Source organism: Acetivibrio clariflavus DSM 19732, from assembly GCF_000237085.1.
Lineage (GTDB): Bacteria > Bacillota > Clostridia > Acetivibrionales > Acetivibrionaceae > Acetivibrio > Acetivibrio clariflavus.
In genome coordinates, this window is the sequence record NC_016627.1 from 2,383,967 (window position 1) to 2,409,891 (window position 25,925).

Consider the following 25,925-nt stretch of genomic DNA (forward strand, 5'->3'; position numbering starts at 1 on the left):
TAAGAAGTATTAATTATCATATCAGTCAATCTGTTAATTGAATTCCGTCCTGTTGCATAATCTTTACATCAGCTGATTTTATACAACTCCTGTTCCCACTATTTGCGCTAAATAATTCGGTTATTTTTATCTCATTTTTTTTAATAAATATATCATCACTAGACTGCAATATTTTTATTGTCAAATATTATTTCCATTTTTTCTCAAATACGCTTTAGTTACCTACAAAAGTTAGGTAATTAAATAAATCAAAATCATGAAAGGAGCGTGCAAAATGCACAGTAGCAAACTAAAAAATCTGGCCAAAATAATAAGCATTACTTTCCTGTTCTCCTTATTTGCATTAAATAATGTGCAGGCACAAACAGTAACATCAAATCAAACCGGTACTCATGGCGGCTATAACTATGAATACTGGAAGGACAGCGGAAACGGAACCATGATTCTGAAAGACGGAGGTTCTTTTAGCTGTTCATGGGATAATATCAATAACATATTATTCCGAAAAGGCATTAAATACAATGAGACCCAAACACACCAGGAGCTCGGATACATAACAATGGAATATGCCTGCGACTACCGGCCCAACGGAAACTCATATCTGGCTGTTTACGGTTGGACGAGCAATCCCCTGGTAGAGTATTACATCATCGAGAGCTGGGGTACCTGGAAGCCGCCCGGAAATGTAGGATCAAAGGGTACCATTACAGTGGACGGCGGTACATACGACATATTTGAAACCACAAGGTACAACCAACCTTCCATTAAGGGCAATACAACCTTCCAGCAGTATTGGAGTGTACGCCAGCAGAAACGCACCAGCGGAACCATATCCATCACCGAACACTTTAATGCCTGGGAAAGATTAGGCATGAGGATGGGCAAGATGTATGAAGTCTCCCTTGTTGTGGAAGGATACCAAAGCAGCGGTCAGGCCGACGTGACATATATGTCCATTAAAGTAGGCAATTCGCCAAATTCGACTTCCCAGCCATACTACCCTCAACCTACCAATTCCAATAATTCGAACAACTCCAATAATAATCAAACTTCCGGACAGCCGCTTCGCGTACTTACAAAGCAATTAAGGGAAAGAGGCAGAGAGTTTTATATAGGCTGTGCAGTTCCTTCCTATTTCAGTGCTGCAGACCAGGAAATTGTCAAGAGAGAATTTGATATTATCACCTGCGAAAACGATATGAAAATCGGTACCATATCCCCCAACCAAAATCAGTTCAATTTCAGCGGCGGAGACAGAATAGTACAATTCGCCAAAGAAAACGATATGAAAGTACACGGCCACACCTTCGTATGGCACAAATACAATCCATGGTGGGTGGACGGTACCAAGAGCATGATGGAAAGCTATATAAATACCGTAGCTACCCATTATAAAGGTGACATCTATGTATGGGATGTAGTTAACGAAGCCTTCCACCGGGACGGCTCTTACCGAATAAATGCCATCGGAACCAATGGTCAGGACGGAGCCTCAATATACGGTCAGAAACAGGGTACAAAATATATTGAAGATGCCTTTATTGCCGCACGTAAAGCTGATCCTAATGCCAAGCTGATTTACAACGATTATGACTTAATGATGAGAGATGTAAAATTTGAAGCTGTTTATCAAATGGTTAAAGATTTCAAAAGCCGCAATATACCTATTGATGGTGTAGGTTTCCAAGCCCATTTGGGACCTGACTTCACTGAAGAACGTGCAAGAGCCTTCGGTCAGAAAATGCAAAGTCTGGCAGCCTTAGGTGTTGAATCCTATGTTACTGAAATGGATGTTGGCTGTCAGGATACATCACAAGCTGGCTTACAGAAACAAGCAGATGTCTTCCGATGGATTACCGAAGAATGTATAAAGCAGCCTTATTGCAGAGCTTTGCAGGTATGGGGTATAAGAGACAGCCAATCATGGCGTATAAATCCCGAATCTCCTGAAGACAGGGCAATAGCACCACTGATTTTTGATGACAACGGTCAGAAAAAACCTGCATACTACGCTATACAGCAAGTTTTGGAAGATGCTTTGAATTCTCAGATACTTCCGCAAATTGTTGAAGGCGACACAAACGGTGACGGAGAATTTAACTCCATTGATTATGCAACCTTAAAACAGATCCTGTTAGGTATAAACACCGAAAACAGGTATATATACTGGGAGCAGGCTTCCGATTTAGACAAGAACGGAACAGTAGATTCAATAGATTATGCCTTGATGAAAATGAGACTTCTCGGAATAAAATAATTTTTATTGGAAGATAAGCTATTAAAGATTGACATTCCTTCTATAAAGCAGGCATTTAACGATGCCTGCTTTTTTAAGTCAAATTGATATTTGCAAATTTATATAAAAACATATCTAACCTATAGTTCAAAATACAATTTGATCCGCTAACCTTTTAGACAAAGTAGTTTTGAATACCAACCAATATAACACACGCCATTACAGGCACTGGATATTGATTTCAAAAGACTGACTGCATTATAAATTACGTACTCCATTATTTCAGATAAGAAACATTAAAATCACACAATTATTCTTTTAGCCTTTAATTAGTGATAAAACATTGCTATTAACACAATAAGCTGTAATATATAATTTGCAGCAAGTATAAAAAATAAAATTCCATAATTACTTAATCTAATTCTACAACATAAAAATTTTTTAATATACTCTTAACCAGTCATATCAAAATAATAAGGGGCTGTCGCATTACAGATTAGTAATCGTAATGCAATAGCCCCTTTTTATTTAAAATTAATATATTTTATCCTTAAAACGTTGTCTTTTATTTGTTGATCCTGAAAAAAGGGTATACTAAATAAACGACACACACTTCGCTAATTATACAATAAATATTTTTTATGTTTATGCTGTCTTTATTGGATGTAAATACGTGGCACATCGTTGTGATTGAATTTTGTTATGCAGTTTGTTTACATTATGTGCTAAAGCAAGAAGAATGCATTCTGCTAAGATGTTCTTTTTGCCTCTACACAAGAAACGTCTGAATCCCATATCTTGTTTTATTTCTCCAATAACCCCTTCGACCTGAATACTCCGATTTATTCTGAGTTCGATTCCTTCTTCACTGAGGATTCTTTCTAAGGCTTCCTCACGTTTTTGCTGGAATAATTTAGATACCTCAAGACGTTTAGTCCGTTCTTCCAGCGGTTTTTTGCTGTTTCCCTTAATGCATTTTGATTTGAAAGTACATTCACTACAATCTTCACATGTGTAGCAGGTTTTCTTACTTATATATCCTGTTTTGCTTTTACTGAACTTTATTCCTGTTACTACAAGCCTTTTTCCGTTACTACATATGTAAATATCCTTTTCTTTGTCATATATCATATTTTCCTTTATGCTAATATCTGCTTTATACTTACGTGTCCTACTAATTTCATAATTGGATGGTTTAATAAAGGCACGTTGGTTGTTTTCATCAAGATAAACGTAATTTTCCTCACTTTCATACCCTGAATCAGCAACTATATTTTTGTAAGTATACCTCAAATGACTTTTGATACTGTTTAAGAATGGTATTAGAGTGGTTGTATCTGTAGGCTGAGGACCAGCACTTATCCATACTATGTATTCAGCATCTACTCCAAACTGAATATTGTAACCAGGTTTTAATTGCCCATTCTTCATAGCATCTTCTTTCATTCTCATGAAGGTTGCATCAGGGTCTGTTTTTGAAAAACTATTTCTCTCTCCCATGGTATGTAAATGCTTATTATATTTCTTAAGTCTTGATATGTATTCATCCAGCTGTTCCAATGTTTTTTGGAGAGGAGATTTTCTTTTTCCTATTCCATAGACAAATTCGATATCTTCATCCTTTTTTATTTTGCATAGTTTACGCCTAAGCTTTTTTAGATGATACATTTTGATTTTATCTCCATATACAATTTTAAATCCGTAATCTTCTTCTGCTTTCTTAAAAAATGCAGGAATCTTATCCATAAGTTTTCGCTGATTTTTAGTAACAGAACCTTTCCAGACAAAAGTATATTTGTTTGAAGAAGCTTCAATTTTTGTCCCATCAACAAAAAGATTCTTCATTGAAAGTTCTCCACATTCAGCAAGTATTTCAGTAAATTGTGCCATAAGATTTTCTGAAACAGGTGCAAAATGAAGGCTCCGAAATCTCGCTATTGTTGTATAATCTGGAGCAGGAGACCCTTCAAGAAGGTACATAAAGTTGATATCTCTCTTACAAGCACTTTCAATTTTTCGAGTAGTATAACAATTATTCATATATCCGTAGAGCATGACCTTCAGCATCTGTGTTGGGGTTGCTTGTTTTTTCCTTATACGGGAATAGGTCTTATATAATTCTGTTAAATCCATCTCCTCCACTATCTGACCCAGCAACCTGACAGAATCATCATTAGGTATCATGTACTCAATATTTAACGGTAATTTTAATTGATAGAAATCACCGCGAATGGTATAATCTTTATGTGTTAAATTATTTAGTGGCATAAATACATTTTACACCAAATTCCGGACTTTTCGAAGTCCGGAATTTGCTTTTTAGACACAAAAGGACTGTTACACTAATTTTCTTAGTGCAACAGCCCCATGATAACTTCATATATTAAATTTTATTCTTTTACGCCACCAACATTAAGACCGGTTACAAAGTAGCGTTGAACAAACGGATAAACACAAATTATCGGCACCATCGCCACTATGGTTATCGCAGCTTGCATAGCTATCGGAGTAACCATTCCGCTTGCCAGCTCAGCACCTAATCCACTGGTAACAGCTTGTGTAGATTGGCTCTGTGAAAAGGATGAAGCCAAAAGCTTTTGAAGTTCATAGGACAAAGTACTCAAACTCTGTTTTGAAGAACAATACAAATACGTATCAAACCAGTTATTCCACTGGAAGATGGCAACAAACATTGCAATAACAGCTAAAGATGGCTTACACAACGGGAAAATAATCCTCAGGAATATTTTAAAGTCTCCCGCACCGTCAAGCCTTGCCGATTCAACCAAACTTTCCGGAATACTTGAAATATAAGTTCTAACCACAATAACATTAAATCCGGAAATCAAACAAGGGATAACATATACCCAAAAACTTCCATAAAGACCAAGTTTCTTTATCAATAAAAAGTTAGGTATTAAACCTGCGTTGAAATACATGGTTATAACAATCATAACCGTAATAAATTTATTAAAAATATACTCTTTTCTGCTCAAACAATATGCCAACATACCTGTTAAAAAGACATTCAGTGCAACAGTTATTACTGTTCTTGCAACCGACACAAAAAAGGCATTAACAACAGTACCGGATATAAATACTGCTCTGTAATTTTGCAGAGAAAATTTTCTTGGCCAGATATATATGCCGCCCCTGACCGAATCCAGACCGTCGTTAAAAGAAATAGCCAAAGTATTCAAAAAAGGATAAATGGTAACTACTACGAGAAATAGCAAAATAATTGTGTTAAAAAAGTGAAACGCTACATCGCCAAGTTTATACCTTTTATTTCTAAATCTAATATACATAATTTAACAGCCCCTCATTAAATAAGTCTTTCTTCTCCAAGTAACTTAGCAAACCAGTTTGCCAGGAATAGCAATACTACACTGACAACAGTTTTAAACATACCCGCTGCAGTAGCAAGCGAATAGTTACCTTTTGAAATTCCGTATTTAAGTGTAAATACATCAATAGTTTCCGACCACTCAATATTTAATCCGTTTCCTAAGAGGTACTGGAATTCAAATCCAACATTCAATACACTTGCTATGTTCATAATTAACAGAACTATAATTGTCGATTTTAAACCCGGAAGGGTAATATGCCACATTTTTCTAAATCTTCCTGCACCGTCAATTTCAGCTGCTTCATACAAATTTGGATCTATAGCTGTCATTGCACCTAAATAAATAATTGCATTGAAGCCAACATTTTTCCATATGTTACCCAAACCAAAAATCAGCCAGAATAAGTTACCTTTTCCCAACCAGGATACCGGCTGGTCTATTAAATGTAATTTCATCAATACAACGTTTACAATACCGTTTTCGGCTGAAAGAGCTTGAGATATAATACCGCAAGCTATAACCCAAGAAATAAAGTAGGGTAAATACGAAATAGTCTGAACAGTCTTTTTAAATACAATATTTTTGACTTCATTAAGCAAAAGAGCCAAAGTTATTGCTGTCAGAAAGGAAAAAACTATATTAATAAGACTCATGCCTATAGTATTTCTAAGTACTCTAAGAAAACTTTCATCAGTAAACAGAAACTCAAAATTTTCAAACCCAACCCATTTTTGATTAAAAATACTTCTTCCTGGCCCAGGTCTAAAATTCTGAAAAGCCATTACCCATCCTACAAGAGGCACATAGCTGAATATAAAAACGTATATAAGAAGTGGAAAGGACATAAATATAAGCTGTCTTTGTCTAACAATAGTCCTCCACAAACTATTCTTCTTATACTTTTTTTGCGGTCTCTTATTCAACGCTAAGGAAATACTCTCCATTAGAATTCTCCTCTGTCAATATTATATTTTAATCGTCAATATTATATTTTAATGCTTAAAACCGATAATTTAAAAATTTCAAATATATTTGGTATACTACACTCAAAAATTGAGTGTAGTATACCATTTTTACAATTTTCCAGTTCAAGATTTAATTGGAATACTCCTGAATCCTCTGCTGTATACCATCATTGTATACTTTTTCAAGAGCTGCAATATCAAGCTTGTTAATCTGCTCAACATATTTCTGCCACAATCCTTCGAATTCACTAGGTTTAGCAGAAATAATCTTCGGCAGATATTGGAAAGCATAGTCTTTCAACTTCTGATCAACAATTTGAGCATCAGATCCTACAGGTATTGATATTGTATATGCCGGGAAGTATACCGGATTTTCAGGTGGGAAGCCAAACAATTCACCTTGTGTCTTCACATTATAAGCAGTGTATACTTCTTTTGCAACATCGTCAAGTGATTCGAAATATTCTTCCGGTTGCTGACCCGGGTTAGTTGCATTTCCGTCACTGTATGAACCTTCAAGTTTAGGACAGAATTGGAGCAATGCTTCAGCATAATTTGATAATTTCCATTCTTCACTCTTAGCTCTTTCTCTTTGTTCAGGTGTTCTGTAGAATCTTCCGTTTTCATCTACATGATAGTCTTCACCTTCAATACCCCATTGTAAAATCTTCTGCCATTCTTCACTGAGAAGGGTATCCAAAACTTGCATTACTCTGTCCGGATCTTTACAGCTTGTAGTTATTGCATAACCGCTGTTTACGTTAATATTCGGATAAGTCAGGTACCATTGTTCATAACTGTCATCAAATACTACCGGTACCGGTACATATTGTCTTTCATACATTTTCTGATCTATTATAGAGTTGTAACCCATTTGGAAATTCCAGCGCTGATCATACAAACCTAATACTCTACCGCTGGATATCTTTGAAATATAAGTATCATAGTTGGATGTAAAGCATTCCGGATCAATTACACCGGCATTATACATTTCATTTAACTTTTTGTAATACCTCTTGGATATATCCAAATGAGCGTAAATTCTTGCAACATTATCATCAACTATAACTCCACCGTCATTCGGGTGACCGCTCAACTGAGCAGGTGCATTTCTAAGAGGCCAGTCTCTGCTTGTATCAGTAAGAATTGTAAATCCAATAGTTTTCTGTCCATTTATTTCAGGATATTTCTTCATATACTGTTGAATAATGTCAAACCATTCATCAAGGGTGGTAATCTTAGGATAACCAAATTCTTTAAGTACTGCAGCCTGAATCCAGAATGCAGGACCAAAGGATTCATTCTGATAATACTTTCCGGATATTACACCGTAGTTTGGCATTACATAAACATGTCCGCTTTTCTGATCTTTGATTTGATTCATGATTGGTCCATAGTGTTTCTTCAGATTTGGATACTTGTTAATGTAATCTTCTAGCGGAATAAGAGCTTCTGCGTCAATGAATTCCTGTAATCCGGATTGATCCCCCAAAAGACCTAACAAATCTGGATATTCTCCGCCGGCAATCATAACTCCAGCTTTTTCCTTAGCCTCACCAACAAGAAATTCAAACTCAAATTTTACGCCAAGTTTTTCTTCGATAAGTTTGTAAATCTTGTTATCCTTTGCTGGTGCAGTACTGGCCATTGCGTTGTAGACTTTAATCGTGAAGGGTCCTGTGTTAGAACTGCCTGTTTGAGAAGGGTCTGTTTGATCTCCGGAACCTTTCTTACATCCTGCTAAACTTAAACACATCGATAAGCTAAGCAAGACTGCAATACCGCTTGAAAACAACTTTTTCCTAGTCATAATGTTCCCCCTTGTTTTGATATATGTAACACTTAACTCAACTACATTATAAAATTTATTGTTCTACTTTGTCAAGTAGCAGAAGTTAACCGGTTTCGCTATTTCAATCAATTTAATTTGTTTTTGTTTACTTAATCTTCCATAGGCGCCCTATAAATCTCAATTAGAGTAAAATCCTCAAAATTTCTGTTATAAGCCGATTTTTTTCATCATTATATAAGTATTCTTCCCTTCTTCCGAAAATTCCCGTATCCCTTTTATAATTCTGAACGTACGTTTTCGCTTTATTACAATGCATTTGATTCCTCTGTGAATCCATGCAAATACTAATAAATAGGGGTGTTTTTTCAGTATAGGATATATTTCTCTCATAATATCAAAACTTAGGAATATTTTTTTTAACATAGCTTTAATTTTTATGTGTTCGAAACTTCCAGTTTTTTCGTATTCTTTTCTCAAAGCACTGATGGCAATATTATCGTTTGAATATCCAAATGTTCCGCCCTCCAAAATATATTTGGATATGTAACTATAAGTTGACTCATCCATCTCGAAATACATCCCCGGAGCTTTAACACCGAACCATCTTTCACACAATGCAAAAATATGCTTTGCAAACAAATCCAATTTAATATTCTCTAAATGCTTCCATATTTTCTGAAAATCCAATTCTTCGCCATATTTGTTTAAAATAACTGCAATATCTAAAATCAGACGAACTCCCGCACCTTTTTCATAAAAATGTTTTGCTATGTGAGTAATTAAAAATGCCAGATGATAATTCATATCCAGTTCGTATGTATAACCGTACTCTTTCGGTTTTGCATATTCCCAGGCATTCGCGAAATATGCAGAGTAGTCAACTTTTGAATTTATTTCAGTATTCACCAGATTATCATGGCCTTCGAATACTATTTTCCCCTTCTTAAATTTATCATGCCACTTGGTAGAAAAATTCCTATACCCAAGATCGGTAAAAATTTTTTCAACTTTTTTTCGGTCTTCAGGGTATATAAGAAAATCAATATCTCCCTGGGTTCTAACCTGCTTAACAGGATAATAGTCCCGAACAATTACGCCTTTAAAGAAAAGGTGCTTAATCTTTTCCCTGTTCAAAAGCTCAACAATTTTGCGATACTCTCTTTCCTGTTCCTCAAATCTGTAAGTGGCATAAAAAAATTCCGATTTTAATTTATTTAGAATATCGGCTTCAGGTTTATCGGCTTCATCCAGTTTCTGAACAGCCAAATAAACAGCACCACCCAGGGAATGAATACTTGCCAGCTTATATATTTTTCCCCAGTCCACATTATCGTGTCCGCTGTCATCTTTCTCTTTGTCTTCCCCTATACACCCCGGCTTTACAGGTGTTGCATCTTTGATGAATGAAGATAGCAACGATATAAAATATCTGCTGCTTAAATCCATTTTATCCTCCCACAATCTTTTTATTTTCAATCTTCAGCACTCTGTCACAATCGGCTATTGCTGCTTCTCTATGGGATATAAATATACAAGTTTTGTTTTTTATACTTCGTAAGTTATTCAGTAGTTTTTTCTCGGTTTCAGCATCAAGGGCTGAAGTAGCTTCATCCAGCAATAAAATGGGTGCCTTGGATGTAAGAGCTCTTGCAATTGCTATACGTTGGATTTGTCCTTCCGAAAGACCTAATCCCCTCTCCCCTATAACTGTATCCAAGCCTTTGGGCAATTCCGAAATAAAGTCTGTCACACAAGCTATTCTGGCACATTCCATAACCAACTGCTCATCTATTTCATCATTAAAAAAAGTTATGTTTTCTCTCACTGTTCCCGATAAAACCATATTCCCCTGGGGCACATAGGAAAACATTTTCCTCATTCCCGCATCAATATTATAGTAATTGTCTTTCGTCTTTAGAATAATTCTTCCTTTATCCGCTTTTAACAAGCCCAACAAAAGTTTTATCAGTGTACTCTTCCCGGCACCGGAACTGCCCACTATTCCTATCAATTCACCTTTATATATAAAAGCGGAAGCTTCTTTAAAAACCGGTTCCCCGTCATAAGTAAAACTTATATTTTCAATCCCTATGTATTCCATTTTTTCATAGATTTCAGCCAAGTCCTCAGCATTCTTTGTATTGATCTCTTCTTTTAGACTTTCCAATTCAATAAGACGTTCTGCTGATGCTATCATGGATAAATACTGCGGTATAATACCCGAAATATTTTTAAAAGGAGCTTTCACCTGCTCAAACAACTGCAAAAATGCCGTCAATGAACCGAAAGTCATTGCTCCTGAGCCAACCATAAAAACTCCCCAAATTAATGTTAAATAATAACATCCGGTAAACAAGACATAAACTCCCGTACCTGCCATGTTACTTATTGTATTGCGTTTTATTTTAGCTTTAAAATTAAGATTTTGCAGTGTTTTCAACCTGTTAAGTATAAGTTTTTCAGAGGTAAAAGACTTAATAACCAAGAGATTCTCAACACATTCCTGCATAAAAGAACGGGTTTTTCCTTCAGTTTGCTGTACCTCTTTATGAAGAACCTTGAATTTTTTTCGGTAAATCCAACCTATAACAAACACTCCGATGCCACATGCAACTAAGAACAATGTATATAAAGGGTCAATCATAATCATAACGGCAAGGCCTGCCAAAAGCTTAACCAGCATCGCAACAGCCTGCGGTAAAATAGATACAATCGCTTCAACTATAATACCAATGTCATTGGTCAGCCTGTTTACATACTCCCCCGAGTGAAACTTGCCAAGTTCCATCAAATCCTTTGATAACAGTGAACGAAATACGCCTTGCTTCATATTTATTTCAATTTTGCCGCTTGCCCTTATCCTAATATTGCTGCTCAATATGTTCAGACCTGCTTGCAATACAATAACTCCTACGATTATAACAACATAATGCATTAATTCTCCCTTTTGTTTTCCTGTGGCAATATCAATAACCTGCTTTGAAAGCAACGCCAAAAAAATAAAACTCAGAGCTATAAGCGCACTGATAAAAGCTAATGAAATTACTTGCAAGATATGTTTCTTTGAGTACTTGTATATCCATAACAAAGAGTCAAATCTCTTGGTCATTTTCTTCTCCTTAATTTAAGCCTAACTTTTTGTATTAGCCTTCGAAAAGGCATTGCCAATAGCCAAAAGCGCCAATACAATTCATACCTGATGTCATTACATCCGTACATCTTACCGTTTCTTTCAAAGGCTTTAACTACAGCAATAACTGCAGATTTCGGCACGCCCTTCTCAATTTCACACTGGTTGTCACCGCATAAATCGTAGGTATTTTCGTTTACTTTCACTATTCTGTGCAAAACATATTTTCCGTTGCTTCGCCTATATAAAGGAATGTCTCCTTTTTTCAAACTGAATTTGTCACAGCTTGTCAATATTACTTTATCCCTTTTGTTTATTAGCATTGGAGTCATGCTTGTACCTGTAACATTCATCAATATATCTATATTTTTATCCAGCATCTCAAGAATAATGGGAGACAAACTGTCCAAATTCATGCTTACTTTCTTTACATTCATAGCTCAAGAATACCCGCTGACTTTAATTTTTCACAAAATTTTTCGATATCTTCTTTTGCCTTTTCTCTATCCACTTCATACTCTTCAAGGATAGCACTTAAGAGTTCTTCTTTGCTTTTTCCTTCTTCAATCTTTTTCCAAAGGAAAGCACCCGTTTCATTTAGAGTAATCATGGCATTAAAATTAACTGCCTTTTCTCCAAAAGGAACTACTATGTAATTTCCGGCAATTTCCCTCAAAACAAATTCCTTTGATAATTTCATATGTATTCTCCTTTTTTGCTATTAATTTTAATGTTCAGGGTAAAAGTTCAATAAATCATTATTCCTTCACCTTAATTTTTCATATGCCAATGTTACAGCATCTTCACTAATATTGCATCCCATTTTATAAACCTGTATCGATTTCAACAATTCCTCAATTAAGCCAAACAGTTTGTCCAGCTTATCTATTTTCTTAGGACGGATGGTCTGATCCAAAATCATTCTGATAGCTTCTTTACTATCCATCGGATGTATCCAGTTTTTCACGGATCTTTCAATAAAAACAATACTTTTCAGGGGAACTTTAATATTACTGCTTTTATCTGTTTTTCCACTCCAGGGTGTACCGTAAACATTAAACTGCTTTCCATCAAAACGTATTGCAGGCTTGTCATCATTTATAATTACTGTGCGGTCTTCGCCGAAATACTTTTGCCAAAGTGCCGTATGAGTTGATTTCCCGGTTCCGCTTTTTGCGGAAAAAAGATATGCTGAATTTTCCATTGCAACAGCTGAAGAATGCAGCATAAAACCGTCAAAATCCAGAAGTTTATAATAAAATTCTCTTCCTGTCCATATATATTCACATTCATCAAAGGTTAAATGATTGTTTTCCTTTTGCTTCATAATTAAAAATTCTTCACATATATCTATTGTAATATCAGCTGATTCACTTCTTTCGGTAAGATATCGGCTGGATTGCTTTCTTAAAAGTTCTCCTCTTACATTCATATTCAGAATTAAATCCGCTATTTTATATGTATTCATAATAAACCTCTTAAAATATGGCTTAACGAATTTTTCAGAAGATATATAAAACATGAAAAGCCCTATCAAAAAACATTTGATCGGAAATCTATTAAATAATTATCCTTTGTATAATTTCTCTAAAAAACAAACAATACACTAAAATCAAGAGAGCACTATAGCTCTCTTGATTTTAGTTATTAATTACTTCATTATGATAATTCCTGCTAAACACGCTCTAATTTAATCTCTTCCGGCTATTAGAAAGTAAATTCATCAAAGTCACCCAAACCGGTACCATCACTTAAAGCTATGATATCTTCCACTTCAAACTGCTGAATTTCAATTTCCGGTGCTACATACTGCTTTTTCATTATTTTCACCTCCCATTACCCTCCAGTTGCGTTTGTTATATCTATTTTTACCTGTCCTTCAACCTCTTCAGCCTCAGGAACGTATACTGCAGTTAAGATTATATCCTTAACTGCAGTATACCCGTATTTTGTACTAAAGTTCTTGTCTGGTTGCTTGCTCTATATCGCTGTAAATAGTAACTATATTTCCGTTACTGTCTTTGTATATTACGTAACCTCTTGCATACCAAGTTTCATCCAATTCAGCTGCTTTATTCAGTACGAAAACTCCAACCAGGCCCTTTGTCAGAGCAGATGCCTTGTAAACGCCTTCTTTTCCTATAACAAAATCTTTATCTGAAGAGCCAATTGCTGGATTGTTTGTAGCTATTATTCCGTGCAAAACAATTGTATTTCCTTCCGGAACAACCCTTTCAGCAACAAAGGTTATTTTGTCGTCAGTAAAGGCTATGTTTGTTATAGCTATTCTTGCCTGCTCTTCAACTTCTTCATCCTCAGAAACATATACTGCATTTAAGATTACATCTCTTGTTACAGTAAATCCATATCTTGTGCTATAGCTCAGAATATTTCCATTTTCATCTTCCCAATATGCAAATTTCTTGCCTTCTTCAGGCTCATTAGCTTCAACGATCACATAATCATTTAATTTGTATTCTCCGGATCCGCTTCCGCCATAAACTTCTACTTTAAGTGTTTGTTCAATCTTTTCAAATAATGCAGTTACTACAACATCTCCCTGGGATGCCTTTATTTCTTCAGCTGTCTTATCCCATCCGATAAATCTATATCCGAACATTGATGGTGATTCAGGGAATACTATATCTTCATCTTCAACCAAGTAAACCGACTTGATTATTTCCCCGTTTCCATTCTTGAAAGTTACAAGGTATTTGTTCTTTTCAAAGAAGTATGCAGTAAAGGAATCTTCGCATCCCAATTCAAAAGTATACTCCGGCTCTGTTGAAACTACACGGCCAACAGCATCTTTCCAGTATGCAAACTTTGAATCGTCTTCTGAAACTGCTTTCAATGTGATTTTTTCGCCCAATTTAAATTTCTTTGTTTCACCGTTGGTCCAGCCCGGAACACTGCCATTACCTTCCCATTTTACTGTCAAACCGCAACCATCGAGTTTTGTATATTTTGCATATAAGGTTAAATTGCTTTTTACAGGTGTGTTAAAGTCGAATACTTGAGTAAAGGATTTGTCAGTGTACCAGTTTTCAAATACGTAGCCATATTTCACAGGATCTTCAGGTTTTTGCACTTTTCCGTTATATGGCACAAGCTGATTGGCTATAGGTGTTCCGCCATCGGTATCGAAAGTTACTACGAATTTGCTGGTATATGTAAGAACTGTAGCCTTTTTCTTGTTTGCATCGTCTTGATAAACAATATAAAGATTATCACCGCTATCTACTGCTATTGATGTGAATTTTGCCTTTGCTTTAGAGATACCTTTATCTCCCAAAGCATTCCATTTTCCGTCTTCATATTTCTTAACGACAGCTTTGTCTTTGTTTTTAGCATCGGCAAATGCAACGTAAGGAGTACCTTCGCTGTCCAAAACTAAAGATATAAACTCAGCTTTACCTTCTGAAACTTCCCAATTTTCACCTTCACTAACATTACTTACTACTGCTTTTTCTTTGTCTCCCTGATATGCAACATAGACTTTTCCTTCCTTGTCTATTGCCAGAGATATAAATTTAACTTCTTTTTTAGGTTTAGACGTTACATTCAAATAGCTCCATCTATCAAAACCTGAAGCTTTCACAACATTAACTCCATTGTTACTGAAAGCAACATACAGATTATCCTTTACATCGAAAGCAATAGCAGGTTCACTGTACTTATTGTTATTCAGAATAGAACCTACATTAAACTCAGGTTTCCATATTCCTTTCACATATTTGCTCACTGTTATTCCATTTGCGCCTAAACCAAGCAATCCTTTTATAGAGTATGTATAAGCCACATAGGGTGTACCTTTGCTATCAATCGCTAAAGACACATCATCGCCAACTCCGGCTGATACACCTACTTCTACCCACTTGTCCTTAGAGAGCTTGCTTACGACAACTCTCTTACCAGGTTCTTCAATATAGGCAACATATGGTATATTGCTGTTATCGAAAGCTAAGGATATATTCTTTGCAGCTTTTAATGAAAAACCTTCCTTACCTACGGTTTCCCAACCCTTCTGGGTATATTTCTTTACTGTAACTTTTTTGCCGTTTCCAGCATCGGAATACGCAACATAGGGAACTCCATTATTATCCAATGCAATGGTTGTGTATTCAGCATCTTTCTTTGAAAAACCCTCCTGGCCTAATACTATCCAACCATTGTCAGATACAACTTTTTCTTCTTTTTCTTTCTTCTCTTCTTTGGGACCACTAATTACTGTCGGCTTACCGATGTCGTCTTTTGGGTCAACTTTTGGAGCTGCAAAAACACTTTGAGACATAACGCCAACTGCCATAACCAGCAGCGTTAACGATGATAAAAACCTTTTTAGACCTCTTCTTACCATTCTAGTTCCTCCCCTTTAGTATTAATTTATGCTTACAGTAATTTTATAAAAACTTCTTCCTATATTATATAATGAATTTACAGAATTTTGTATATTTATTTAAAATTTTTTCAACATTTTTTTGAAATCCCTTCTTATTCCAGTTTAATATTATATCAAATTTCGCATTTCAATACAAATCATTATTACCGATACTAAAGCTGCAACAAAATCTGCCACCGGACCCGCAAACATTATGCCGTTAATACCCAAAAAAAGCGGTAATATTATAATTAACGGCAATAAAAACAGTATTTGCCTTGTCAGAGAAAGAAATATTCCCTTTCTGGGTTTCCCTATTGCTGTAAAAAAGGTAGCCGACATTGGCTGTATGCAATTAATGAATGTAAAAAACAAATATATTCTGAAATATAAAATAGCAAAACTGTAATATTCCTCGGACCCCGAACCGAAAACGGATATAATTTGCCTGGGAAATATTTGAAACAGCATAAATGCAAAAGCTGATACAGCAAGCCCATAGCAAAGTGAAGTATAGTACACCTTTTTTACTCTGTCAAAATTTCGTGCACCATAATTAAAACTTGCAATTGGCTGCATCCCCTGGGAAATACCGATAACAATCGCAAAAAACAGCTGATTAACTTTTGTAATTATACCCACAGCTGCTAATGGAATTGCCTCTCCATAGGGAGATAATGCTCCATAAAAAGTAAGGGATTTGTTCAGCACTATTTGCACAATCATCATGGCAATCTGATTAAAACAGGATGCCGTTCCTAATGCCATTATTCTTTTGGTATACTGCCATTTAGGAATTAAGTTTTTTTTCTGAATCCGTACTGTTTTGCAATGGCGCAAATACCGAAAAGCCAATAAAGCCGCACAAATCTGACCTATAACTGTTGCCAATGCAGCCCCGGCCATTCCCATGCCAAAACCGAAAATGAATACAGGGTCAAGAATTGTATTGATGATTGCACCGGTCAAATTAAATAACAATGTATATCTTGGACTGCCGTCAGCCCTTATAAGGTGCCCGCTGCCAGTGGAAAATATAAGAAAAGGAAATCCTATTGCAGTAATTGACGTATAGGTCTTTGCATAACCCAATACATTGTCCGGTGCACCGAAAAAAAACATTAGCGGCGTTAAAAAAACAAGCACGGTTATACACAGTATCAATCCGAAGGTAAATAACAAAACTGAAGCATTTCCTAAGTAATAAACCGCTTTTTCCCTGTCACCCTCACCCAAAGAAATGTTAAAGGCTGCAGCTCCTCCAATTCCAAGGAGCAAAGCAATTGCAATACAGCATATACTTAGAGGAAAGGCGACATTGGTTGCCGCATTTCCAAGCTCACCCACACTTCTTCCTATAAAAAATTGATCCACAATATTATATATCGCCCCTACCATCATAGCCATGATGCTGGGCAAAGCAAATTTTCTTATTAAGACGTTAATATCCAACGTACCCAAAGGATTAGCTTTTGTATTCTCCATAACATTTCTCCAATACCAGAATTTATACCCTTATCTAAAAGCACTACAGTATATTTTGTATCAATAATTGCTACATTATTTTGCATATTGCCTGATTTAAAAATTTATTTATTATAATATCAGAAATCGTCAATCTGAAAAAGCATAATATTTTTATAACAAAAAACAGATAAGAGCTGAACTATTAAACAACTCTTACCTGTTAACCCTATTCAAAATAAACACTTTCAATTATATATACCGATTTTATTTTCTGCTCTCATAAAAAGTAATTGTAACACCGCCTGCCCCCATTGACGGATCGGAGCTTAGGTAAAGGTTTGTATTTAAGAAAGAATATTTGCTGTCCTTTCGTACTTCAAAAGTAGGTACAAGAGAGCCAAATTGCCCGCCATTTCGAACAATAATTATCTCTCCATCATCAGTCTGCCATAAGTACCTTGCATCAATTGTCATAGGATTTGAAAGATTTTGATAGTCAGCTCCGGCAGCTAAAATTTTGGCATTGATACTTCCGGTCACATAGCCTCCGGTTATTGGAATAATATTTCTGTTTCCGTTTTTGTTTTCTCCAATGGATTGACTTTCTCCAAGCTGTACAAACTCAGTTATAAATACATTGCCTTTTCTTTCACCGTTAGCTTTTCTGTAATCCCATGGTTGATACGGAATATTTTCCGGTTTGGTTACGGTAACAGAGTTGTCGGAATAATTCTTTACATCAATGCCGGATATATCATAGACTCTTATCTTCATTGTTTTAGCCACAGTGTCTACAATGCGTCTTCCCACATATTTACCGTTATTGATCCAGCCATATGTTCCGTTTTTAGGCACTTCAATATCCGGTACCATTCTCAAATCGTTCTGATTCAAACCTGTACCTGCACTTCTAATATACATATACCTGCCGTCATCCGTCTTAATCACCAATATTTGTTCAACTTCCGTCACTCCATTGGAAATATCCAATTGAAAGTCAAGCCCGCCGGACATGACAGTACCCTTGATTCTTTCTCCCTCCACAGTACCGCTTTTAACAACTAAAACTTGTCTCTTTCCGTAGGGAGTTTCACCTAAATTATAAACCATGTCAAGTTTCATATCGACTTCAAACACAAGTTTTCCAATTTCCGGTTTTGGAATTCCCTCAGGCATTCCACAGGTCCAAGATTTATGCGGAATAAGTAGTGCATTTTCAGTTTGAGGAATTGTTGGAGTCGGTGTGGAAATTTCATCAGCCGGAAAAGTCGATATTCTTCCCAAAAGATACAACTTCAGATAACCATAGTCAATTGAGTTTGCAGAACCATCCCCGTTCAGATCTGCAACAGTTATGTCATTGATTTGGTAACCACCCAAAAGATACAGTTTGTACAAAGCAAAATCTATTGAGTTTATATCACCGTCCGAGTTAATATCACCACGTTTAACTGGCTCTGAATTGACAATACCGATTGACAATGCAAACAGTATAAGAACCAGGACAGAAATCAAAATTTTTTTCATTATGCAACCTCCCATAAAGTAAATTTGCAAAAAGCGAAATTAAATCCAGCTAAACGATGTATCTCATTTAAAAAAAGAGCTTTTTATAAAAAGTTGTTATAAAAAGCTCTTTTAAGAGTGATGAATTTTGGTTCAAATCATAAAGTAAAAATGCTCTATTTGAAAACATGACTAAAAAATTAAAAATTTTTATCAACCCGTTTATTATTAAGCTTACTGGAACACTTTATTTATTTTTCAAGTTTTTAACATATTGCATTTAGTTATTCATTCCAAGCAATATGAGTTTTAAATTAGCGTAGTCTAAGGAGTTGATATCTCCATCACCGTTTATGTCAGCAGCTGCATAGCTATTTGGAGTAGGTAAAGTAGTATCCATTCCTACAAGATATCTCTTCAACAAAGCATAGTCAATGGAATTCACTTCTCCATCACCGTTTATATCTCCTTTTTTAACATTGCCGATTGGTGTTGGAGTAGGTTGAGTATTAGGTGTACCTGCCATTTCTTTTAAAATATTAATGGTACTGTTAAACCAAATTCTTGCAATTTTGCTGTATCCGTTTACATTTAAATGCAAACCGTCCGATGAAAGGTCTACGTTTGGTGAAAATTGCATATCACTGAGTTTTACGAAATAAACCCTTTTTCCTGCACTGGCTTTTTGCTGAACTACTCCAGGAATTGTTGCATTGTATTGCTTAACTTGTTCAGGCCATGGATAATAATCAGCTACAAATATTGTTACATTTGGCTTAGTTCTAAATATCTGGTCTATCAGATTACTAAGTCCTTCAGTGTTCACTCTTCCCTGTAAAACATCATTACCGCCTATCCAAAGCAGTACTACGTCAGGATTATATGTATTGAGCCAGTTGTCTATATTGCTTGCAATTTGAGGAATTGTCCAGCCCGAGTGTCCTTCATTGTCCTTGTCAGGCAAAGAGTTCGGTCCGCGTCTGTTGGATCCGACAAAATCAATGCTTAATCCTGCCTCTGTATACAACCTGTACAATTCTGTACGGTATCCTCCCATATCAGGGTCTCCCATACCTTCAGTACATGAATCTCCAACAGGCATTATTTTTATTGTCTTACCTGATGACGGTACATTAGGTGTTGCTGTCGGGAAATTAGGTGCCGGTGTTGGAGAGCCAAACCATGGGAATGGGAAATCCCCCGGTATTGGGAATGGAAAATTATTTCCTGGTGCTGGTGTCGGTGTTGGTGTGCCAAACCACGGGAATGGAAAATCATTTCCTGGTGCCGGTGTCGGTGTTGGTGTGCCAAACCATGGGAACGGAAAATCATTTCCTGGTACCGGTGTCGGTGTCGGATTAGGTTGAGTATCAGGTGTACCTGCCATTTCCCTTAAAATATTAATAGTACTGTTAAACCAAATTCTTGCAATCTTGCTGTATCCGTTTACATTTAAATGCAAGCCGTCTGATGAAAGGTCTACATTTGGTGAAAATTGCATATCACTGAGTTTTACGAAATAAACTCTTTTTCCTGCACTGGCTTTTTGCTGAACTACTCCAGGAATTGTTGCATTGTATTGCTTGATTTGTTCAGGCCATGGATAGTAATCAGCTACAAATATTGTTACATTTGGCTTAGTTCTAAATATCTGGTCTATCAGATTGCTAAGTCCGGTAGTATTTACATTTCCTCCTAACAAAACATCATTACCGCCTATCCAAAGCAATACTACGTCAGGATTATATGTATTGAGCCAGTTGTCTATATTGCTTGCAATCTGAGGAATTGTCCAGCCCGAGTGTCCTTCATTGTCCTTGTCAGGCAAAGAGTTCGGTCCGCGTCTGTTGGATCCGACAAAATCAATGCTTAATCCTGCCTCTGTATACAACCTGTACAATTCTGTACGGTATCCTCCCATATCAGGGTCTCCCATACCTTCAGTACATGAATCTCCAACAGGCATTATTTTTATTGTCCTGCCTGCTCCAAATGACGGTACTGCAAACATACCGCCTATAATAGCGCTGATCAAAAACAATGAAAGTATCATTTTACTTGCTTTTAATCTGAGTTTATGCATTTATTATTCCCTCCCAATTATAATTTTTTAAATTATTTATTTAATATAAAATTTTCAAAAACATATAAACTGAAATGATAATTTCTTTTTCTCATCCCGTAATCTCTATAAAATATTTTCACGGGACATCAATTTGTTTTCGATAGTTCCGAAAGGTAAATTTAGTTTTGGTTATAGAATTAACTGGTATCTTGCGTTGTAAGTCCAGAAATCTTGCAGCTAACAGGTAATTCAAACCTGTTTACCAACCTGGTTTCCTTCCCCATCAATTACACTCCTTTCCTTCAATATTTTTATTTATAATAAACAACAAACTTTTTTGCTATTTGACTTCAATCTCTTTGAATGTAGCATCTTTTTTATCATCATCTGAAGTTATTTCATCCACCTGAATTATAAAATGCTTATGCCTTATATATCTGTCAGGATATTTATAGGATTGAAACGAAGTTAAACTTTCATCCGCCAGCCCGGGTACTTTTCTAAAAGTTGCATTCTCTTTAAAATCATTTGAACCGTCAAACGGTTTGAGAACAATTCTAAAATTCTCATTTTTCAGATAAAAACCCGGAAAATTCTTTGACTCAAAAGAAATACAACTCGGGTCAGCCAGGCCTGAAACTATTTTAAACATACAGTCGTCCGGCAATATTCCATTGGCTGAAATATAAGCATCAAAATGTATTTTGTGCTGTATAAACTGGCCCGGATAATTGTATGCCTCAAATTTCATATAGACTGAATTTGACGATTGCATCGGCGGCATTATCGGCGACATGAACGGCATCGTTGGCATAGGTATTGGCATTATTATCGGATATGATGGAACAGCGGATGCAGGTGTTGATGTCGGTATAGATTTTGGTGTTTTATTTGGTGTTGGAATTATTGTCGGTTTTGGTGTTACCATCGGTGTTTGTGTTTGCGTTGGTATTAAAGATATCGTTGGTATCTGGTATATTGCTTCATTGCTAACTTCCTGAGTGCTTACCTCATCAGATGGGACAGGAGTTGTATTGTTTTCGGTGTCTTCTGCTTTATAAATAGGAGTTGCAGGTACAGGTGTAGTTACAATGTTATAGTCTTCTTTTTGATTTATCTTTAATTCTATCAACTCTTTTACACCAATACTCTTAGCTTCTTCAATGGAAAAATCTTTTATACTGTCTTTCAATTCAGTGAACAATTTATACCTTCCGGTTGAAATTCCCATTTCCTGTGCATCTTTTCTTTCAGATTTATCCGCTTGTACAATATAAATACTGATCTTGCCGTCTTTTTCTACACTATTTTTCAACGAGCTCACTATTGAGTCGAGTTTTTTTCTGTCAGTCTGATATTTCTCGTTATTTTCTCCATTATCGTTATTCAAAGTACTTGAAACCAAAACGTAGTCATTTTCGGTCTCAGATACAATTCCATTGCTTTTTGCCGCACCGATTAAATCATTAACAACTTTAGAAACCTCAACCTTTCCGGCACTAAAATTTTTAATCAAAACTTTTGCATCCTCATTTAACGGAATCAGCCCTAAAACCAACCCTTTTTCATCAATTTCTATATCAAGGCTGGGATTGATGTCAATGCCAATATAAGCAAAAGTTTTGGAACCGGAAATAATACCGCTGTCATTAACTATTCCTAAAAGTCTTAAAGCAGCAGTCAAAAGCAATAAAATGCATGCAGCAGTCGATATCAGTTTTATCGCGAAATAGCCTCTTCTGACAATATCCTTCCGTGTAAACTCAACTTGTTTTCCTACATATATCGCAGGAGTTCTCTTTATGTAAAAGCACTGAAAGTCGTCAGTAGTGACTATTGCTCTATTTTTTGACAGTTTTATAACAATACCTTCATATTTCATTTATACCCTCCTAAACTCAAGATACTTATGTAAACGCACAGCTAACATATTTTATTTAAATACTTTTTAAAATTTCTATAGTCATTTCCGTATATCAGGCACAAGCAAATTATAAATTCTCTGTTTCTTTCAACGGTCTTCGGATGCACATCAATTATTTTCGAAAGCTCTTTCATGTAAAAATACTTTTTGTTTTTCAACTTGTCGTATATTACCTTGTTTTCAACTATCTTTTTAGCTATGCCTATGCAAATTTGCTTTGAGTCTTTATGTTTCGGCATATAATCGGGTAAATTTTCAATATTCAGTCCAAAATCTTTCAATTGTTTTGAAAAGTCCTTCAGTTCGCAAATGAGTTCATATCTGTCCAATTCATTTCCGGCACCGAAGGGATTTATATGATTCTCAAATTCATTTTCGTTTTCAAAATATGAAAACGGTATTTCTTTTTGGCAAACAGCCGATATTTTTCTGAAATAATCCACCATTCTTCTCTTTATAACCATTTCAGCAAATTTAATAAAACTTTTTCCTTTAGTACTGTCATACTTTTCTATTGCCTCATCAAATGCCATTAAGCCAATGCTATATTCATCACTGTTTTTCATATCAACTATCTTTGATGAATAAAAGCTTGAAACAACCTTTAATATAAAGGGAATATAGTCTTCAATGAATTTTTCTTTTAACTGCTTGTCCCCTTTTTTTATTTTTTCAATAATATGTGCAGCTGTTTCATCGGCATAATTTATAATAGCTGAAATAAATAGCATTTTATCTTACCTCACAATAGTAATAATCAATAATCTTCCGGGTCATTAAATAAAACTATTCAATAATAACGCCCTGTTTATTTATCGGGTCTTTAAATTTATTTAATTATAACCTTTGAAAGGCTAATCGTATAAATATTTCAAGGTTTTAAATCATTTTTATCTTCTTGTCATTTTATATATTCGAAATCGTTTTTTCTTTTATGTTCGGAATTTTAGTAACAAAATTAAAAATTTTTCTATGAAAAAAATTATTTTATCGAATAGTTAAATAATAATGAATTTTTCAGTATATAAAATACTGTCTTGCCACATATTGACACGAATTTTTGCTGTAATACAACACAAAATAATAGCGTAGGGTTCATGATGATTGAGCCAAGATTGTTATAAGGTTTGTTATAAGCTTTATAACAGTCGGCCAAAGGTTAATATCAGGTTTTGTTCTTCACTAAGGCTTGATATTAGCCGGCGGGCAGAGTATTATATGTTCCGTAAGGCTGTATTGTAGTAGCAACTGCTACTGCAGTATGGTTGAAAGGGATGTATAATATTCGAGCTAAGATTGTCAGAAGTTTCGCAGGCATTGATTTTAATGACATTAGCCTACCCATTAACACGGTAGTCCCTGTGGCATAAATTTCGATGCTGGAGGTTTGTTGCAGTCGAAAGATTGCAGCAGGTTTCCAAGAGATTTCTGATAATCGAGCAAAGGTTGTTATAGGTCTTGTAAAGCTCTATTGCAGTCGAAAGATTGCAATAGGGTTGTCAGAGACTTATATCAGCCGGAGTTAAGATCATCATGGGCTCTATTTATTATTTAATGCTTTAAGGGCAACATCGGGTATATTGGTTATTATACCGTCTATCCCAATTTTGGCCAATCTTTTCATTTCACCTACATCATCCACTGTATATGTGTGTATCTTTATATTTCCTTTGACAGCAGCTTTTTTCATATCTTTTGTCACGTCTTTGTACCAGGGATGAATAGCATCTATTTTGAACAACCTCGCCAATAAAACAAAATCCTTGGTAGACGAAGTAAATAAAATTCCGGTCCGTATATTTTTATCCAATCTCTTTATGGTTAAAAGGCTTAGTGTGCTAAAGGAAGACACAATAATTCTGTTTCTCATATTGAATCTATCTATCAGTTCGACAACCTTTTTCTCTATTGAATTAAACTGCAGCCATTCCTTTTTTATTTCAACATTGATTAATCCGTTCCAATTTTTTAAATAACCAAAAACTTCTTCCAAAGTGCAAATGGGTTCATTTTTGAATTCTTCCGAAAACCAACTGCCAAAGTCCAGAGTTTTAAGCTGTTCCAAAGTCATACTGTTAACTTTTCCGCTTCCATTGCTTGTTCTGTTTACCGTTGTATCGTGGATTACAACCACATGTCCGTCCTTCGAAAGTTGTACATCTATCTCAATACCATCGGCCCCCATTTGAACTGCTTTTTTAATAGCACTCAATGTATTTTCCGGCGCATAGGCTGATGCTCCCCTGTGTGCTATAACCAGCGGTCTGTTCATATTACCCCCACCTAACTTGTTTTTATTCTGTAGATTGCTTCAAATCCTTTTCATTTACTCCTAAATTTAATACCAAACGTATTAGTACGATTATTGAAGCAAATTTATTCAATATAAATATATATTAACATAATACTCATTTATATTTAATTATGTGATATTATTTCTATTATTGTATCAATTTAACATCATTTCATCCAGTAAATATAATCGGCAATCATTCCAAACTCTTTACCTTTTTATATAAATAAAAATCACTCAAAAACTATGCCAAGGTATTTATAAAAAATAACCCTGATGCAGTTCTTCCGCACCAGGACCAACCGTTTCTTTGCTGAATATGACCTGTTTGTCTTTTCATTATTTCAATTAACTTTGTAAAAAACATATTGGTGAATAATAAATTGTTTAGTTGTAAGAATCCTTTTCAAAAGTGTCAGATATAGTTACTTTAGCTCCACATGCAGCACACATTTTTGCTCTTGGTGTTCTTAATGGCTTTCCGCAACATTTACAAGGCTGACCATATATTGAAATCCTGTGATGCATTATTGCATTATGATTAAATCCACTAAATCCTGTTATCTTCTCATATTCTTCACAGACAGGTTTAAAAAAATCATTTAAAGGTGTATTTTCAAGAGAACTTCCGGTATTTTTTCGAAACGTTTTTACCTTTTCAGCACACTCTATATATATTGTGTGAATTCTCTTATATTCCTCTTCATCCAGCATCCCAACTTCTTGTCTGCACCGCCAACACCACATTATTTTCATAAAGCCCTTCACCTCAAACGTAGAAAACACCTACATTAACAATATTCATTTAATTAACAA

At 35.4% G+C, this 25,925-nt stretch carries 18 protein-coding genes; 1 reads left to right on the forward strand and 17 read right to left on the reverse strand.

The features are described from left to right. The first annotated feature begins 274 nt into the window (after positions 1–274). Positions 275–2,257 (forward strand): endo-1,4-beta-xylanase, encoded by a 1,983-nt coding sequence (locus CLOCL_RS21585; RefSeq protein WP_014255260.1) that lies wholly within the window; start codon positions 275–277, stop codon positions 2,255–2,257. Positions 2,258–2,881: 624 nt separating this feature from the next. Here the strand turns inward: CLOCL_RS21585 and CLOCL_RS10155 are convergent. The 17 genes from CLOCL_RS10155 to CLOCL_RS10235 all read right to left on the reverse strand — a co-directional run bounded on the left by CLOCL_RS10155 (position 2,882) and on the right by CLOCL_RS10235 (position 25,823). Next, positions 2,882–4,504: an IS1182 family transposase gene (locus CLOCL_RS10155; protein ID WP_014255261.1), complete on the reverse strand. Its 1,623-nt coding sequence runs from the start codon at positions 4,502–4,504 to the stop codon at positions 2,882–2,884. 122 nt (positions 4,505–4,626) lie between these two features. After that, positions 4,627–5,544, reverse strand: coding sequence for a carbohydrate ABC transporter permease (locus CLOCL_RS10160; protein WP_014255262.1), 918 nt, complete (start codon positions 5,542–5,544; stop codon positions 4,627–4,629). Positions 5,545–5,561: 17 nt separating this feature from the next. Then, complete coding sequence (locus CLOCL_RS10165) at positions 5,562–6,530, reverse strand: ABC transporter permease (RefSeq protein WP_014255263.1); 969 nt, start codon at positions 6,528–6,530, stop codon at positions 5,562–5,564. A 151-nt stretch (positions 6,531–6,681) separates the two neighbouring features. Further along, positions 6,682–8,361, reverse strand: a complete 1,680-nt coding sequence (locus tag CLOCL_RS10170; RefSeq protein WP_014255264.1) for an extracellular solute-binding protein — start codon at positions 8,359–8,361, stop codon at positions 6,682–6,684. A gap of 189 nt (positions 8,362–8,550) precedes the next feature. Continuing rightward, entirely contained in the window at positions 8,551–9,789 is a 1,239-nt protein-coding gene (locus CLOCL_RS10175; RefSeq protein WP_014255265.1) for a nucleotidyltransferase domain-containing protein, read from the reverse strand. Position 9,790: 1 nt separating this feature from the next. Continuing rightward, positions 9,791–11,452, reverse strand: coding sequence for an ABC transporter ATP-binding protein (locus tag CLOCL_RS10180; protein WP_014255266.1), 1,662 nt, complete (start codon positions 11,450–11,452; stop codon positions 9,791–9,793). After that, a complete protein-coding gene (locus CLOCL_RS10185; protein WP_014255267.1) occupies positions 11,449–11,910 on the reverse strand; it encodes a S24/S26 family peptidase in 462 nt (153 codons plus the stop codon). The genes CLOCL_RS10180 and CLOCL_RS10185 overlap by 4 nt, the downstream gene beginning before the upstream one ends. Next, entirely contained in the window at positions 11,907–12,173 is a 267-nt protein-coding gene (locus CLOCL_RS10190) for a PqqD family protein (protein WP_014255268.1), read from the reverse strand. Before CLOCL_RS10190 ends, CLOCL_RS10185 begins: the two co-directional genes overlap by 4 nt. 66 nt (positions 12,174–12,239) lie before the next feature. Beyond that, positions 12,240–12,941: a hypothetical protein gene (locus CLOCL_RS10195; RefSeq protein WP_014255269.1), complete on the reverse strand. Its 702-nt coding sequence runs from the start codon at positions 12,939–12,941 to the stop codon at positions 12,240–12,242. Positions 12,942–13,427: 486 nt separating this feature from the next. Continuing rightward, positions 13,428–15,833 carry an InlB B-repeat-containing protein gene (locus tag CLOCL_RS10200; protein ID WP_014255271.1) on the reverse strand — a complete coding sequence of 802 codons (2,406 nt, stop codon included), beginning with the start codon at positions 15,831–15,833 and terminating at the stop codon, positions 13,428–13,430. Between the two features lie 150 nt (positions 15,834–15,983). Further along, positions 15,984–17,339, reverse strand: a complete 1,356-nt coding sequence (locus tag CLOCL_RS10205; RefSeq protein ID WP_014255272.1) for an MATE family efflux transporter — start codon at positions 17,337–17,339, stop codon at positions 15,984–15,986. A gap of 246 nt (positions 17,340–17,585) precedes the next feature. Next, on the reverse strand, positions 17,586–18,848 hold the full coding sequence (locus CLOCL_RS10210) for a DUF3237 family protein (protein WP_014255273.1): 1,263 nt from the start codon (positions 18,846–18,848) through the stop codon (positions 17,586–17,588). A 259-nt stretch (positions 18,849–19,107) separates the two neighbouring features. Then, positions 19,108–20,910: a GDSL-type esterase/lipase family protein gene (locus tag CLOCL_RS23185; protein WP_014255274.1), complete on the reverse strand. Its 1,803-nt coding sequence runs from the start codon at positions 20,908–20,910 to the stop codon at positions 19,108–19,110. Between the two features lie 322 nt (positions 20,911–21,232). Then, positions 21,233–22,774, reverse strand: a complete 1,542-nt coding sequence (locus CLOCL_RS10220) for an AbfB domain-containing protein (RefSeq protein ID WP_014255275.1) — start codon at positions 22,772–22,774, stop codon at positions 21,233–21,235. 41 nt (positions 22,775–22,815) lie between these two features. Continuing rightward, positions 22,816–23,547 carry an RNA polymerase sigma-I factor gene (gene sigI, locus CLOCL_RS10225; RefSeq protein WP_014255276.1) on the reverse strand — a complete coding sequence of 244 codons (732 nt, stop codon included), beginning with the start codon at positions 23,545–23,547 and terminating at the stop codon, positions 22,816–22,818. 809 nt (positions 23,548–24,356) lie between these two features. Continuing rightward, positions 24,357–25,088: a glycerophosphodiester phosphodiesterase gene (locus tag CLOCL_RS10230; protein WP_014255277.1), complete on the reverse strand. Its 732-nt coding sequence runs from the start codon at positions 25,086–25,088 to the stop codon at positions 24,357–24,359. A gap of 408 nt (positions 25,089–25,496) precedes the next feature. Beyond that, complete coding sequence (locus CLOCL_RS10235; protein ID WP_207636333.1) at positions 25,497–25,823, reverse strand: hypothetical protein; 327 nt, start codon at positions 25,821–25,823, stop codon at positions 25,497–25,499. Between the last annotated feature and the right edge of the window lie 102 nt (positions 25,824–25,925).